This is a genomic window from Vibrio sp., from assembly GCF_984391705.1.
The window spans coordinates 30,546-46,629 of sequence record NZ_CFHWOM010000008.1 but is presented as its reverse complement, the minus strand read 5'-3'; the positions used below and the strand labels follow the sequence as shown (position 1 = coordinate 46,629).

The following is a 16,084-nucleotide window of genomic DNA, read 5'->3' as shown; positions in this document are numbered from 1 at the left end:
ATCACTAAAGTAACTTGTTGAGCTTCTCGCCGACCAACTCTAAGCGCCAGCCCTGCATTGTATCAGGTAGCTTGGCCGGATCTCGATCTTTTTTCCACACCCAGCTAATCACTTGGTTAAGCTGCTTCTTTGATGCGATAAACTCGGTCGCTAAACCCGATGTCTGAGCTGCGTGTTTTACTTCATCTTTCAACACTTTGAACTTCTGTTTATATCCAGGCATATCCATCAAACGCTCGATTTTTTCAGGGTAATCTTCTGGAGATGTCCCACGAGCTGATTTCACGATTGAAATAATCCGCGTCGCATGGCGCTGGACTGAACGCAAGTCCATGCCTTCTTGCTCCATTCTCTGGCGATTCTGTAAGCCTAACCTTGCGACCGTTAACAGGTCATTTTCTTTAAAGATGAAGTTTAGTGCTAAATCACGACGAATTGCTTCTTTGTAGCGCCATGTCGCCAGTGGTTTTAAAACCGCTAACTCGCGTGGCTTAAGTTGCCAAGCACCTTTGACATCAAGGTAAGCCATTTCAGGATCAATATTTTTGATGCGCTTAGAGGCCAACAGATCACTCTCTTGCTGAGCGGCTTCCCACCAGCCGGCTTGTGTTACCGCATCCAGAAGATTTTCGTACAGAGGTAAAAGGTAGAATACGTCTGCCGCAGCGTAGTCCAACTGCTTGTCCGTTAGCGGCCGAGCCAACCAATCTGTGCGCGACTCACTCTTATCCAACTCTACCTGAAGGTAATGATCAACCAATGCAGCAAAGCCCGTTGATAAACCATGACCTAAGAAAGCAGCCATGATCTGAGTATCAACCATAGGGTAAGGTAAACAACCAAAACTGTTGTGGAATACTTCTAAGTCTTCCCCACAGGCATGCAGAACTTTGAGCACCGACGTATCTTTCAATAACTGTACAAACGACGTCATGTCATTGAGTTCAGTTGGGTCAATTAAAGACAGCTGTTCACCATCGAATAGTTGAATCAGTCCTAATTGAGGATAAAAAGTACGTGTGCGGACAAACTCAGTATCGAGCATCACCACGTCCGCTTCTCTTGCCTTTTGACACACTGTATCTAGTAATGCTTTATCGGTAACAATTTGGTAGTTCACTAACGTCTCACTATGGTTGATACCAATCTAGATAAACATTTTTCTTATAGATAAGTCTGAAAAGTGCTCATTTAGATTGGTATTAAAATCGGCAAATAAAAATGCCGACAGGTTAATGTCGGCATTCTATCATCAATCACTTAGCTCTGCTTGATTAGCTTTGCTCAGCCTTGGCTAGGTTCGCATCATTCTCTTCGCGCAGCACACGGCGAAGGATCTTACCTACGTTGGTTTTAGGTAGGTCATCCTTAAACTCAACCAGTTTAGGTACCTTATAGCCGGTTAGGTGCTGACGACAATGAGCGATCAACTCATCTTTCGTTAAGCTTGGATCGCGTTTCACAACATAGATCTTAACTAGCTCACCGGACACTTCATGCGGTTGACCTATCGCCGCGACTTCAAGCACTTTACCGTGAAGGGCAACGACATCTTCAATCTCGTTTGGATAAACGTTGAAGCCAGACACTAGAATCATATCTTTCTTACGGTCAACAATGTGGATGAGGCCTTCTTCATCAAACTTAACGATATCGCCGGTTGATAACCAACCATCTTCATTGATCACTTCTTTGGTCGCTTCAGGGCGCTGCCAGTAACCTTGCATAACCTGAGGTCCACGAACTTGTAGCTCACCCACTTCGGTATTTGGTAACGGATTACCTTCATCGTCGATGATACGTACTTCTGTAGATGGTACTGGTAAACCAATCGCACCAGTGTAGTCGGTCAGATCATAAGGGTTACCCGTTACAAGTGGTGAACACTCAGTCAAACCATACCCTTCAAGCAGGTGAATACCCGTGGTTTTCTTCCATTGGTCCGCAACTGCGCGTTGAACCGCCATGCCACCACCAACAGCCAGCTTTAAGTTACTAAAGTTAAGCTCATGGAAATCTTCGTTATTCACTAAGGCGTTGAACAAAGTATTAACACCCGTAACTGCAGTAAATGGGTATTTCTGGAGTTCTTTGACAAAACCCGGAATGTCACGTGGGTTAGTGATTAGTAGGTTTTGACCACCCATCTCAATGAACAGCAAACAGTTCACTGTCAGTGCGAAGACATGATATAGCGGCAGGGCTGTTACAACGAGCTCACGACCTTCAGATAAAACTGGTCCATACGCGCCTTTTGCTTGCATCACGTTAGCAATCATATTGCGATGGGTTAGGATTGCACCCTTTGCCACGCCAGTTGTACCACCGGTGTACTGCAAAAATGCAATATCATCACCCGACATAAATGGTTTCACATACTGAAGGCGACGTCCTTTGTGTAGCGCTTTGCGCATCGAGATCGCACCAGGTAGGTCGTACTTAGGTACCATTCCTTTCACGTATTTAACGACAAAGTCTACGATGGTACCCTTCGCGCGAGGTAGCATCTGACCAAGACTAGTCAGTACCACATGCTTCACTGGTGTGTTGTCAACAATTTGCTCTAACGTATTAGCAAAGTTAGACACAATCACAATTGCTTTCGCACCAGAGTCGTTCAGTTGATGCTCTAACTCACGAGGGGTATAAAGTGGGTTAACGTTAACCGCAATTAGACCTGCACGTAGCACACCAAACAAGGCAACAGGATATTGCAGCAAGTTAGGCATCATCAGAGCTACTCGGTCGCCTTTTTGCAGTTTTAAGTCATTTTGTAGATAAGCAGCAAAAGCACGGCTGCGCTCTTCCAGCTTACGGAAGGTCATTACCGAGCCCATATTGGTAAACGCTGGTTGATCCGCGTACTTCTGTACCGATTGCTCAAACATCTCAACCAGAGATGGATACTGATCTGGGTTAATGTGCTCTGGCACATCGCTTGGATAACGTGATAGCCAAGGTTTATCCACGGTAATACTCCTCGAAATAATCTGGCTGAAGCCGATGAAACTGTGTTGTTTTTATCATCCGCTATTACAGCACAGGCAAAGCGCTTGAGCACGAAACACTCAAACACTTGTTTAAATTTTGTTAACTAAGCCAAAAATTAGGTTAGCTACTCTAGAAGGGAGTTGCAGATGACAATGATGCCCACCTTCGATGATCTCAAATTGAATCATCTCGCTAGCATCTTGTTGAAAGATAGGCAAATGTGAAAATCCTTGATTGCCTAGCACCACCAGCTGCGGGCAAGTGATGTGTTGGCGAATGAATTGCGCATGTTCCAACGACATTCGATAAAGAGATTGGCTTTGCAGCTTCACATCGTGACGCCAAACCCATTGCGACCCCTGCTGCTCGATTCCTCGCTTTACCACCGGTGCAATCAAACTAGGGGCTATTTCGTTCACTTTGGAACGTCTTTCTATCGCGTCTTGCAGCGATGCTAATGCTCGCATCGGCTTTTTTCTGATCCGTTGGCGACTCGCAATACCCTCTCTTATTCTAATGAGCGTATTGTTTTCACTTTCAGCCAAAGGACCATACCCTTCTATTTGAACTAAGCCACTGACCTGTTCAGGAAAGGCGGCACTATAGCAACTTGCAATCAAAGCACCAAGCGAATGCCCTACCAACACGACTCTGTTTGGCGATAAGTTAACCAAAAGCTGGTAAACATCGTCTAAATAGTCATGAAATGGGTAGAAATTCGACCCTTTTTTATGGCTACTATGACCATGTCCAGGTAAATCGATTGCGCAAAGATGCAGGTTTGGCTCAAGCTGATTAAGTTCTTCCATCACTGAGCTAAAACTCGCTGCGTTATCTAACCAGCCATGCAAAAAAACGACCGATAGTTCGGCCGTTTTGGGTTCACCATACTCAAGGCTAGCTAAATTGATATCTTCAATCTGATATCGCCGTTCAACTGCATTCATTTTACTTCCTGAATGACTTTACCTTGACGAGTTCCGTAGCGGATGTCACGGCAGTACAAACTTCTGCAAGGATAAAGGTAACTATCCACTTCTTGGGTCCTAACTCGCTCTTCTATTCGCCAAAGATGAAAACCTTCAACTTGCATCACTGGGTAAGTATATTCGTGCTCACCGACGCTTCCTTTCTCACCTTCACGCCCTTCCCCGAGCAGGGTGATTAAACGCCCTTCAGCAAAAGAGACAGGCTCGACAAAACCATCAATATACCCAATAAAACGACCTTGAGGCTCTTGGCTGATATCGGGCTTACCATTGGAATTGATGGGCAGGTTTACAACTTCTACACGCGTTTTGTCTTTTAGGTTAGTTACTTTTGCAATGACGCCACCTAAGCGAACCTGAGGTTGACTTTGTTGCGCGGAAAGCCAAGTCGCGTAATTGGTAACCAGAAGCGGGTCTTCAGATTTAAGATTATCAGGAAGCGTGCTGCAAGCACTTAACAGTATTGCTGAACCGAAGATAATAAGAGAGCGCAGATAAGAAAAAGCCATAATAAATAAAAGCCTTTGACGTTAGATATAAATATCGACACCAAGCATTTGCGATAGTTCATCTCGCTTCGATTGATGCATAACATTCATATATTCTTCCATCGCTTTGCGGCTGCGGCCCTCAGGCAGATCATATTGAATCTGAGCTTTATGTACTTCGGATTCAGAGACGTGACGAATAGTATGCGCAACCGCATTGGCAACCTTAGTCGGCTGGCCTACGGGGTCTTTCTGCTGTGATTTTTTTACCTCATTCTTTTTATTCGCCTTATTGGCCTTATTTGGGCCTGGCAGTGAAGGAGGTAAACCATTAATCGAAACCATACTATTCGCCTATCGCTGAATAACAGCGACTCAACCGTTATTCACGTCCTGGAAGTTTTTTCCAAGCAACTGTGTCACGTAGGTAAGTCGGGCTTGCTGCTTCAGCATCAACAGTATTACCATTTTCCAGCTCAAATTTAGCTAGATAAACAATATCTTCAGCATCAGGGAACAAGACTTCACTCTCGACTCGTTGAAGTTGCAACGATTCAAGTTCAGCAGCATAAGCCTCCCACCCCGTACCAGCCATATGCCAAATATGTTCGTCTGATCTGCTATTTTCAGCAAGTACCGCTGGTGGTACAACGCATTCAGCGTCGACAGATAACCAAGAGCCATCTTCTTGACGCGTAAATCGTCCCCAGTAGACTTCACTCATTCGCGCATCAATTGCACATGCTACATGCTCTGAGCCGTGCTTACGGTAACAGCCTTGAGCCATAGCCTCGAGTGTCGATACACCAATCATTGGCAAATCTGCACCGAATGCTAAACCTTGTGCAATACCAATGCCAATACGAACACCAGTAAAGCTACCCGGCCCACGTCCAAACGCTAAAGCATCTAGGTCTGCTAACGCAACACCTGCTTCTTTTAATACTTCATCCACCATTGGCAGAATCTTTTTAGTGTGGTCTCTTGGTGCAACTTCACTTCTAACATACACCTTGTCATCAACTAAAAGCGCTACAGAACAGTTTTCTGTAGCCGTATCTAGGGCAAGAATCTTTGCGCTCATTGAAATCTCTAATTATTCGTTGGTTGTTTCTGAAATCTGTTCAAGAAAGTGTTCGACCAAGGACAAATCCCGAGTTCTAGGGATAGGTGGCAAACTGGATAAAAACACACCGCCATAGTCTCTGGTAACGAGACGATTATCGCATATGATCAGTGCACCTTTATCTCTCTTATCTCGAATAAGTCTCCCGACACCCTGCTTCAACGTAATGACTGCATCAGGTATTTGAACCTGGGCAAAAGGATCTCCACCTTTTAGTTGGCAATCTTCAATACGTGCTTTCAGCAATGGATCATCAGGGGCTGTAAACGGTAATTTATCGATGATAACACAGCTGAGCGTGTCACCTCTAACATCAATCCCTTCCCAAAAAGCTCCTGTTGCGACTAAGAGTGCGTTGCCCAGCTCCATAAACTCAGCCAATGTTTTCTGTTTGCTGGTTTCGCCTTGCATTAATACCGGAACAGAAAGCTGCTCTCTAAAACGCTCCCCGAGTTCTCTCATCATGCTATGCGAAGTACACAAAAAGAAGCATCGCCCGCGGTTTTTCTCAATCACGGGGCTAAGCATTCTAACTAACTTGTCTGCAAGCCCTGGGCTGTTCGGCTCTGGCAAATATCTTGGAACACAAAGCTTTGCTTGGCTTTGATAGTCAAATGGACTTGGAAGAGAGAACTGCTTTTCTGGCTTTAGACCTAAGCGAGAAGTGAAATGCCCAAAATCATCATTGACCGCGAGAGTCGCTGAAGTAAATATCCACGCCCCCTGCTTGATTTCAATTTGTTCATGAAACTTATCAGCGACGGACAGCGGTGTTATGTGTAAACTAAAGTGTCTCGGTGTGGTGTCAAACCAGTAAGAGTAGCCGGTAATTGACACTTCACAGACTCGAGTAAGCCGCGCTTGAAGTGTATTCGCTCGCTCAAAAGCGCTATCGAGTAACTGGCTGCGTCCTAATGCTAACTTCAATACCTCTAATACAAAATCAAGTGCTTCACGAAGGCGTTCCATTTCCCTAGCAATGTTTGGAGATTGGATGGCTTCTCGCCAATTTCCGCGAAACCCTGGTTCTCCGAGAATGATGCGTAAGTCCATTGCAGTTTGGAGAAGCTTCTCTCCAGCTTTTTGCAATTGGCGCATATCTTTAGCTTCGGTGCGATAGCCAATTTCGATATCTTTACATAATTCTTGGATTTGGCGACTCGATAATGACTGACCGAAGTATTGACTTGCAATGTCTGGTAACTGATGCGCTTCATCAAACACAAATACATCAGCCTCAGGAATTAACTCTCCAAACCCTGTCTCTTTGATTGCTAAATCGGCTAAGAACAGATGATGGTTAACCACGACTACATCAGCATCCATTGCCTTTTTTCGTGCCTTGAGAACAAAACAATCTTGATAACTTGGGCAATCTTTACCTAAACAGTTGTCGTTAGTTGATGTTATTGAAGGAATAATTGGGCTATCTTCAGCGATGGCATCGCAATCACCTAGGTCACCAGTTTTTGTTTCACTTACCCAAGAGCGCACTTTGACGAGTTGGCTGAGCAATGTCGGGTCAGCGGTATTGGTATGGCTTTCAACCATCTGACGACTCAACCGGTCCAAGCAGAGGTAATTTGATCTGCCCTTTAGCAGGGCGACCTGGCCATAAAAACCCAGTGCACTCACCATTAAAGGCAAATCGCGATGATAAAGCTGCTCTTGTAGATTTTTCGAACCTGTACTGATGATCACTTTTTTCCCACTAAGTAGAGCCGGAACAAGATAGGCAAATGTTTTACCTGTACCCGTACCCGCTTCTACAACCAATTGACCATCAGTTTTTATAGCGTTGAATACTGCTTCTGCCATATCAAGCTGTGCTTGGCGTGGCTGAAAGCCAGGTATCGCTTTGCCAAGCGCACCGTCAGAAGAAAATGTTTTTGCGATCATCGATTCAATTATTCGTATGGAAAAATCGTTGGGGAGAGGATTATGGCAGCTTTCAAAGCAAGGCGCGAATCCGATTGGATCCGCGCACTAAATTAACAGGATGAAACGACTAACGTCGATTGAGGTATCGTGATAACCATGCAGGTCCAGAAAACTCGTTTTGTTCTTCCAGCATAGCTTTAGCTGCTTCTGTTGGTGACGCTTTGTTCTCCCACATTTGTTCTAACAACTCTTCATCAAGATCTTTATCACCCACTAAGGAGCTGACTCTTTCAGAATATAACTTACGGGCTAGAAGCTCTTTATCCATAAACACCACCTTAAGACACTCAAATGAGGAAAGAACATTCAACACAAACCTGAGCCTTTAGAACCAATACGATGACGAACTCTCCTTTCAATACGCGCGTTATAGGCAAGCCAAACGATTTACTCAGATTATTTGTTGAAACCATCTTGATATTAGTTTAATTGTAGCTTTTATATTGCGGGTTACTTCACCGTTCGAAGCCCTGTATAAATTTCAGAATACAAAAAAAATAATTCACGGAAGTACCAACTAAATGGAAAAGAAAACACTACTTACGCACTGTACAGATGCCCCAGGCCTGATCTCAAAGATCACCAACATCTGTTACAAGCATCAACTAAATATCGTTCACAACAATGAGTTCGTTGATAACACTAGCGGCCACTTCTTCATGCGTACGGAGCTAGAAGGCTATTTCAATGATGAAACTTTCTTGGCTGATCTTGACCAAGCACTTCCACAGGGTGCCAAGCGTAAACTTATTGGTTCTAACCGTAAGCGCATCGTGATCCTCGTGACCAAAGAAGCGCACTGTATTGGTGACATTCTAATGAAAAACTACGATGGCAGCTTAGATGTAGAAATCGCTGCTGTTGTAGGCAACTACGATACGTTACAAAACTTAACGGAAAAATTTGATATACCTTATCATCATGTTTCGCACGAAGGTTTGAATCGTGAAGAACACGAACAGAAGATGCTCGAAGTCATCGATCAATACCAAGCAGATTACTTAGTACTAGCAAAATATATGCGTGTCCTGACGCCTTCATTTGTTGAAAAGTATCACCATAAAATCATCAATATCCACCACAGCTTCCTACCCGCTTTTATTGGGGCAAAACCATACCAGCAAGCTTATGAGCGTGGGGTGAAGATCATCGGCGCAACGGCCCACTTTGTGACTAATGACCTAGATGAAGGCCCAATCATCAAGCAAGATGTCATCCCTGTTGATCATAACTTTAGTGCTCAAGACATGGCGCAAGCAGGGCGAGACGTTGAAAAGAACGTACTCAGTAAAGCACTAAACAAAGTGCTCAACGATCACGTGTTCGTCTACGGCAACAAAACCGTCATTTTGTAATACTGAGCGTTAAAAAAAGACCTCCGAATGGAGGTCTTTATTGTACTTACCGATTATAACTTCACCGCCAGTTCGACACCTTGGCGAATAGCCCGCACTGCGTCGAGTTCGCCCGCGTAATCCGCGCCACCAATAATATGCAGCTTGTCACCGAGTAAGTGCCACTTATCTTCAAATGGCCGCACTGACTCTTGACCAGCACAAATAATAACCTTATCGGCTTCCAGTAATTTGGATTCACCATTCGCATTGATGTGAAGGCCTTTATCATCGATTTTCTCGTAGCTCACTCCACCCAATAGATTCACACCACGTTTTTCTAGAGTACGCTTGTGAATCCACCCTGTGGTCTTACCTGGCCCCTTACCAACGCGCCCTTGGCGTCGCTGCAGAACCCAAACTTCTTTATCACTCAGTGAATCAGGATAAGGGTACAAACCTCCTGGATGGGCAATGTCTTTATCAATCCCCCACTCGTGCAACCAGTCATCTAGATTATGACCATTTGGCTCTGTCAGCATTGTGGCAACATCAACCCCAATACCACCAGCTCCAACAATGGCCACTTTATTACCTACAAAAGTCTTATCACGAATCAAGGTTTGATAGTCGACCACTTTCTCAGGGTTATCAATTCCGTCAATCTTCACTTTACGTGGCTCAACACCCGAGGCCATGATCACTTCATCATATTCATTGAGTAGATCAAAATTGGCTTCTGTTTCTAGGTGAAGTTTCACACCCGTTTCATCAATTTGGTTGGCAAAGTAACGGATAGTTTCTCGGAATTCTTCTTTACCTGGAATCTGCATTGCAAGACGGAATTGACCTCCAATGCGATCATTACGTTCAAACAGATCCACTTGATGCCCGCGTTTAGCAAGAGTTGTCGCACACGACAAGCCAGCAGGTCCTGCGCCCACAACGGCAATATTCTTTGGCTTATCGGTCGGAGTAATGACAAGTTCATCTTCACGGCAGGCGAGTGGATTCACTAAGCAGCTAGCTCGTTTACCTTTGAACACATTGTCCAAACACGCTTGGTTACAACCGATACAGGTATTAATCAACTGTGATTGATTGTTTTCTGCCTTAATGACGAAGTGAGGATCGGCCAAGAAAGGACGCGCCATCGAGACCATGTCTGCATGACCGCTTGATAAAATTCTTTCTGCTTCTTCCGGTGTGTTTATTCGGTTACACGTCACGATTGGCACACTCACGTGAGGGCGTACTTTTTCCGTTACCCAAGTAAATGCTCCACGAGGAACTTGAGTCGCAATGGTTGGAATACGGGCTTCATGCCAGCCAATACCGGTATTGATGATCGTCACACCCGCTTTTTCGAGCTCTTTAGCGAGCGTCACTACTTCATCAAACGTACTTCCCTCTTCGACCAAATCGAGCATCGATAGACGGAAGATAATTATAAATTCATCACCGACAGCTTTGCGGATTGATTTAACCACCTCTAACGGAAAGCGCATGCGATTTTCATAGCTGCCACCCCACTCGTCATAACGCATGTTGGTACGTTTACAGATGAATTGGTTAATCAAATAACCTTCAGAGCCCATCACTTCGACACCATCGTAGCCTGCAAGCTGAGCAAGAGATGCGCTGTTGGCAAACGCATCAATGGTTTTTTTAATTTGACGAGGGCTCATCTCACTAGGAGCAAACTTCGCAATCGGAGCTTTAATCGACGAAGCACTTTGTGAGAAAGGATGCATCGCATAGCGACCAGCATGCAGCAATTGAAGAGCAATCTTCCCACCATGTTCATGGACGGCTTCGGTAACGACTTTGTGTGCTTTAGCGTGCTTTGGCTTGCTGAACTCCGCACTAAATGGATGTAATCGCCCACGCAGGTTAGGAGAAAACCCGCCTGTCACAATTAAACCTACCCCACCTTTCGCACGCTCGGCATAGAAAGCCGCGAGTTTACCTAGACCTTCTTTATGTTCTTCAAGTCCAGTATGCATTGAGCCCATCAAGACTCGGTTTTTGATTTGGGTGAATCCTAGGTCTAACGGCTGTAGTAGATTTGGGTACATAGCAGACATCACTTCCGTTTAATTATTCTGGTCTGACCAGAATAAACATCATCGCAATACAAATCAAACAAGTGTTTACATTTTTGTAACACCGATCAATCTTACGGTTGTTTGGGTAAACTAGTTTCAGTAGGATGTAACTTATCTAAAATTATAAGGTCTCATAGCAGATAAACCTTAACCTGCATCGATGCAGCGGAGATTAAATGAAGAAACTATTTAAGTTTATCGGTCTATTCTTCAAAGGGATTTGGAAACTGATCACCTTTGTCCGTTTAGCGCTTACCAATCTGTTTTTCATCGCCACTGTGGCCATTATCTATTTTGTCTACTTCCATGCAGAGAGCGAAGCGCCGACGGTACCAACAGAGTCCGCACTTATCCTCAATTTGTCAGGCCCAATCGTGGAGCAGCCGAATTACGTGAACCCAATGGATTCATTTACAGGTTCATTAATCGGCCAAGATCTACCGAAAGAAAATGTCCTGTTCGATATCGTCGAAACGCTTCGACATGCGAAAGACGATGAGAAAATCAGTGGGTTGGTGCTAGCTCTTGGAGACTTGCCTGAAACAAACCTCACTAAACTGAGATATGTGGCCAAAGCACTGAATGAGTTTAAAGCTTCTGGAAAACCGATTTATGCTGTGGGTGACTTTTACAATCAAAGCCAATACTACCTAGCGAGCTATGCGGATAAAGTTTATTTGGCTCCCGATGGTGCAGTACTGCTTAAAGGTTACAGCTCATACTCACTCTACTATAAAACATTGCTTGAGAAGCTGAACGTTAACACTCATGTTTTCCGTGTTGGTACCTACAAATCTGCAATTGAGCCATTTGTACGTGATGACATGTCTGATGAAGCAAAAGAGTCCGCATCGCGTTGGTTAAGCCAATTGTGGGGAGCATTCATCGATGACATCGCTGCTAACCGCCAGATTTCGCCAGAAGCACTCAATCTCAACATGGACCAATTCTTGGCCTTGCTGAAGAAAAATGATGGTGACCTAGCGGCACTCTCCAAAAACATTGGTTTAGTCGATCAATTAGCGACTCGTCAGCAAATGCGCGCGGAGCTAATCGAAGCTTTTGGCAGTAACGGTGAAGACAGCTATAACCACATAAGTTACTACGACTACCTGCCGACAATGACCCCTAAATTCAACGACAGCTCAGATGATATCGCCATCGTTGTGGCCAGCGGTGCAATTATGGATGGCACTCAGCCACGTGGCACTGTCGGAGGTGACACCGTTGCTTCATTACTTCGCCAAGCGCGCAATGATGATAAAGTCAAAGCCGTCGTTCTACGCGTTGATAGTCCGGGAGGTAGCGCTTTTGCTTCCGAGGTTATTCGTAACGAAATCGAGGCATTAAAAGAAGCGGGCAAACCAGTTGTTGCATCGATGTCGAGCTTAGCTGCATCTGGTGGTTACTGGATATCGATGAGCGCCGACCGCATTGTTGCACAGCCTACAACCTTAACTGGCTCGATCGGTATTTTCAGCGTTATTACTACGTTTGAGAAGGGACTGAATGAGCTCGGTGTTTATACCGATGGTGTGGGGACATCGCCATTCTCTGATGTCGGTATCACAACGGGACTTTCTGAAGGCGCAGCAGAAGCATTTCAGTTAGGTATTGAGCATGGCTACAAGCGATTTACTCAACTAGTAAGTGACAATCGTGATATTTCATTGACTCAACTCGACAACATCGCTCAAGGCCGTGTATGGACAGGTCAAGACGCATTGAAATTTGGTTTAGTCGATAATATCGGTGACTTCGATGACGCAATTAAACTCGCAGCTGACCTAGCAAACCTCGAAAGCTACAACACGTATTGGGTAGAAGAACCACTCAGCCCAGCGCAACAGTTCATTCAAGACCTTATGAACCAAGTTAAAGTGTCGGCCGGTATTGATATCTCAGCCTATGTACCACCAGCACTTCAACCTGTTGTAAAACAACTGGCTGCAGACGCAGATATGCTTCAGAGCTTTAATGACCCGAAAGGTCACTATGCGTTCTGTTTAAACTGCTTGGTGCAATAAATAATCAGATATTGACTGCAAGGTAGATACTTAACAGTACATTATCTTATCAAGCTATAATTAAGGGGTGTTCCTGTGGGGGATGCCCCTTTTTATTGGCCTCGATTAAGCTATAATCCCCCGCTCTGTTCCCCCTACAATCACTGGTTTCTAAACAATGGCAAGAAAACATATCTATATCGCTTATACAGGCGGCACCATTGGTATGCAGAAGTCGCATGATCACGGCTATGTTCCTGTCGCTGGCTTCATGGAAAAACAACTCGCAAGTATGCCTGAGTTCCACCGTCCTGAGATGCCTGAATTCACCATCCATGAATACGAGCCGCTCATTGACTCTTCAGACATGACGCCGAAAGACTGGCAGCAAATTGCAGACGATATCCGCGCTAACTATGACAAATATGATGGTTTTGTCATCTTGCACGGTACAGACACGATGGCTTACACCGCCTCAGCTTTATCATTTATGCTGGAAAACCTAGGTAAGCCAGTCATTGTAACAGGCTCGCAAATCCCACTCGCAGAGCTGCGCTCTGATGGTCAAGCAAACTTACTCAATGCTCTGCATATTGCAGCCAATTACCCAATCAACGAAGTGACCTTGTTTTTTAATAACAAGTTGATGCGCGGCAACCGTAGTACAAAATCACACGCTGACGGTTTTAACGCATTTACTTCGCCGAACCTGCCTCCACTATTGGAAGCGGGGATCAATATTCAAATCAGCAACGATGTGAAAGTCGGCGATGCTCCAGAAGGAGAATTCAAAGTACATGATATTACGCCACAGCCTATTGGCGTAATCACAATGTACCCAGGCATATCGCATGAAGTCATTCGTAATACATTACTGCAACCTGTAAACGCGATGATCTTACTGACTTTTGGCGTTGGTAATGCGCCTCAAAACCCTGAACTATTAGGTCATCTAAAAGAAGCCTCTGAACGTGGTGTTATTGTGGTTAACCTAACTCAATGTCTTGCTGGTAAAGTAAATATGGGCGGTTATGCGACTGGCTGTGCACTTGCCGAAGCAGGAGTGATCAGCGGTTACGATATGACCCCAGAAGCCGCGCTAGCAAAACTTCACTACCTCCTGAGCCAAGATCTATCATACGAACAAGTGAAGGTGAAAATGCAGCAAGTTCTGCGTGGTGAAATGAGTATTTAAAGCTAAATCGCCCCCTAAAAAACTCCACTTATAAGGTGGAGTTTTTTTGTATTTAAGCCCATGAAAATAACATCTATCACTTTCTCTCAATTCGCATTTCATTTTTCTTCTCAAAGTGGTCAAACCCGAAAGAGTCAACATAAACAATTGATAATAAAAGAAGTTTAAGATGGAATGCATTTTGCTTTTTCGCTTATAGTCTAAGAGGAGAAGCATGATGAATAACAATTTATTGCGACTAGCAACAGTGCTGACGCTGACAGGTATTCATTTTCAGAGCCAAGCACTGACAACTTCTGATATGCAATTCGAGTCAGGCAGCGATCCTAGCCAATACAGCTTTAAGGGCAAAGCGATTGATGTCTATTCAAGAGCGCAGCAGATGCCAACCGATACCCTAAACAACGTCTATAGCTTGTTACCTGAAGGACAAGAGGTGAACCCACAGTTCATCTCAACTGGCAAATACTCCAGCATTGATATTGATGACGAATTACAAGGTGCGCCTCATGCAACCGCTAAGGTCACCTTTCTTAATGAAGGGGCTGGCTACCGCAATAGTTTGGGCTATTTCGTCTACGAAACAAACTCACCTCCTACAGATAAAGATCTCATAGACAGCCATATAATCATCTTTCCTAATACTTCTAAAGCACCCGACGGTGAGATGTCTGAGGGGGATACGTTAGACCTAGATATCCAGCTTACAGCAGGCCAAACTTTAGCCTTCTTTATTATTCCTAATGGCTGGGGTTACAGCGGCAGTTACAATAACATCGCCAGCCTCGGGAACTGGAATACCCCTTTTTATAGCTACCCAGCCCTAAATCCAGAATCAACGGCGCTGAATCGAAGACATAATGTCGCGTTCTTAGACACAGTTAATGACTTCCTTGTATTGGCGTTTGAGGATATTTACCGCCCGAATGGGGATAATGACTTTAATGATTTGCTATTTACGGTAGAGGTGACCCCATTTACCGCCGTCGATGGCGTTAATACAGATGGCACCACCGATTCAAAGTATGAGATTTTAGTGCAAAACAGTGAAAGTGATGTAACAACTACGTCTGTTTATCCCTCTTCTGATTCTTATGCAACGTTGGCATTTGAAGATCGCTGGCCTTTACTTGGCGACTACGACTTCAACGATGTGGTTTGGAAGTATCGAATCACTGAAACGCTAAACAGCCAAAGGGAAGTCAAAGGATTTAGTGCAAGCTACTACCTTAAAGCAATGGGCGCTGGCTATCATAACGGCTTCGCATTACACCTTCCCGGAGTGGATCGCACCAACCTAGAGAGCGTCTCATTAACGCGTAATGGTGAAGCCGTCACTTATCAAGTCACGCAATTGTCAGAAAGTGAAGCAGTATTAGTTATTGAGCCCGATCTTAGAGAGACATTAACAAACAATGGCGTCTTAACAGAGGCCTGTAATTTCTATCGAACACAATCTTCCTGTACAGACCAAGCAGATGAAGCACTTGCTTATCAACTTGATGTCACGTTTACTAACCCTGTACCGAAAAATACCCTAGGGGACGCTCCGTACGACCCGTTCATTTTTGCTAGTACAAACCATTACCACGGTAGCTTTTTACCCACTCCCCCAGGAATTTCGTGGCAAACCCACCTTAAGACACACTCAGGCACTGAAAATATGAATAACAGCTTGTTCGGCCTCGAGGACGATAACAGTTACGGTAGCTTCTATTTCCTTACAAACAACCAAATGCCTTGGGCTCTTAACTTTTCAACAGAGTGGACTCACCCTCTTGAGCGTGTTGATATTTCTCATGCATATACTGATTTTCCTACTTGGGTTACCAGCAGCGGCGAATCAGGTACAACTTGGTATCAAAACCCTAAAGCCGGCAAAATTTTCTCAAACCAATAGGAGATG

The 16,084-nt window shown here is 44.6% G+C and carries 13 protein-coding genes; 4 read left to right on the top strand and 9 right to left on the bottom strand.

Annotated elements, in window-relative coordinates; genetic code table 11:
- Positions 1–4: 4 nt before the first annotated feature.
- The 8 genes from rnd to AC4MRV_RS07930 all read right to left on the bottom strand — a co-directional run bounded on the left by rnd (position 5) and on the right by AC4MRV_RS07930 (position 7,803).
- Positions 5–1,120 (bottom strand): ribonuclease D, encoded by a 1,116-nt coding sequence (gene rnd / locus AC4MRV_RS07965; RefSeq protein ID WP_491186899.1) that lies wholly within the window; start codon positions 1,118–1,120, stop codon positions 5–7.
- Between the two features lie 154 nt (positions 1,121–1,274).
- Positions 1,275–2,969 carry a long-chain-fatty-acid--CoA ligase FadD gene (gene fadD, locus AC4MRV_RS07960; RefSeq protein ID WP_491186898.1) on the bottom strand — a complete coding sequence of 565 codons (1,695 nt, stop codon included), beginning with the start codon at positions 2,967–2,969 and terminating at the stop codon, positions 1,275–1,277.
- Positions 2,970–3,080: 111 nt separating this feature from the next.
- Positions 3,081–3,938: an alpha/beta fold hydrolase gene (locus tag AC4MRV_RS07955; RefSeq protein WP_491186897.1), complete on the bottom strand. Its 858-nt coding sequence runs from the start codon at positions 3,936–3,938 to the stop codon at positions 3,081–3,083.
- A complete protein-coding gene (locus tag AC4MRV_RS07950) occupies positions 3,935–4,489 on the bottom strand; it encodes a Slp family lipoprotein (protein WP_491186896.1) in 555 nt (184 codons plus the stop codon). Before AC4MRV_RS07950 ends, AC4MRV_RS07955 begins: the two co-directional genes overlap by 4 nt.
- A gap of 21 nt (positions 4,490–4,510) precedes the next feature.
- Complete coding sequence (locus tag AC4MRV_RS07945) at positions 4,511–4,813, bottom strand: chromosome partitioning protein ParA (RefSeq protein WP_491186895.1); 303 nt, start codon at positions 4,811–4,813, stop codon at positions 4,511–4,513.
- Between the two features lie 37 nt (positions 4,814–4,850).
- Positions 4,851–5,552: a tRNA (adenosine(37)-N6)-threonylcarbamoyltransferase complex dimerization subunit type 1 TsaB gene (gene tsaB, locus AC4MRV_RS07940; protein WP_491186894.1), complete on the bottom strand. Its 702-nt coding sequence runs from the start codon at positions 5,550–5,552 to the stop codon at positions 4,851–4,853.
- A 12-nt stretch (positions 5,553–5,564) separates the two neighbouring features.
- Positions 5,565–7,493, bottom strand: a complete 1,929-nt coding sequence (yoaA, locus tag AC4MRV_RS07935) for a DNA repair helicase YoaA (RefSeq protein WP_491186893.1) — start codon at positions 7,491–7,493, stop codon at positions 5,565–5,567.
- A 109-nt stretch (positions 7,494–7,602) separates the two neighbouring features.
- Complete coding sequence (locus AC4MRV_RS07930) at positions 7,603–7,803, bottom strand: hypothetical protein (RefSeq protein WP_491186892.1); 201 nt, start codon at positions 7,801–7,803, stop codon at positions 7,603–7,605.
- Between the two features lie 253 nt (positions 7,804–8,056).
- On the opposite strand from AC4MRV_RS07930, the gene purU reads away from it, so the two are divergent.
- Positions 8,057–8,890: a formyltetrahydrofolate deformylase gene (purU, locus tag AC4MRV_RS07925; RefSeq protein ID WP_491186891.1), complete on the top strand. Its 834-nt coding sequence runs from the start codon at positions 8,057–8,059 to the stop codon at positions 8,888–8,890.
- Between the two features lie 53 nt (positions 8,891–8,943).
- Here purU and AC4MRV_RS07920 read toward each other — a convergent pair whose 3' ends face one another.
- Positions 8,944–10,956, bottom strand: a complete 2,013-nt coding sequence (locus AC4MRV_RS07920) for an FAD-dependent oxidoreductase (RefSeq protein ID WP_491186890.1) — start codon at positions 10,954–10,956, stop codon at positions 8,944–8,946.
- Positions 10,957–11,153: 197 nt separating this feature from the next.
- Here AC4MRV_RS07920 and sppA point away from each other — a divergent pair, with 197 nt between their 5' ends.
- The 3 genes from sppA (at position 11,154) to AC4MRV_RS07905 (ending at position 16,078) form a co-directional block, all read left to right on the top strand.
- Entirely contained in the window at positions 11,154–13,004 is a 1,851-nt protein-coding gene (sppA, locus tag AC4MRV_RS07915; protein WP_491186889.1) for a signal peptide peptidase SppA, read from the top strand.
- Positions 13,005–13,161: 157 nt separating this feature from the next.
- Entirely contained in the window at positions 13,162–14,178 is a 1,017-nt protein-coding gene (ansA, locus tag AC4MRV_RS07910) for an asparaginase (protein WP_491186888.1), read from the top strand.
- A 232-nt stretch (positions 14,179–14,410) separates the two neighbouring features.
- On the top strand, positions 14,411–16,078 hold the full coding sequence (locus AC4MRV_RS07905) for an LruC domain-containing protein (RefSeq protein ID WP_491186957.1): 1,668 nt from the start codon (positions 14,411–14,413) through the stop codon (positions 16,076–16,078).
- The last annotated feature ends 6 nt before the right edge of the window (positions 16,079–16,084 follow it).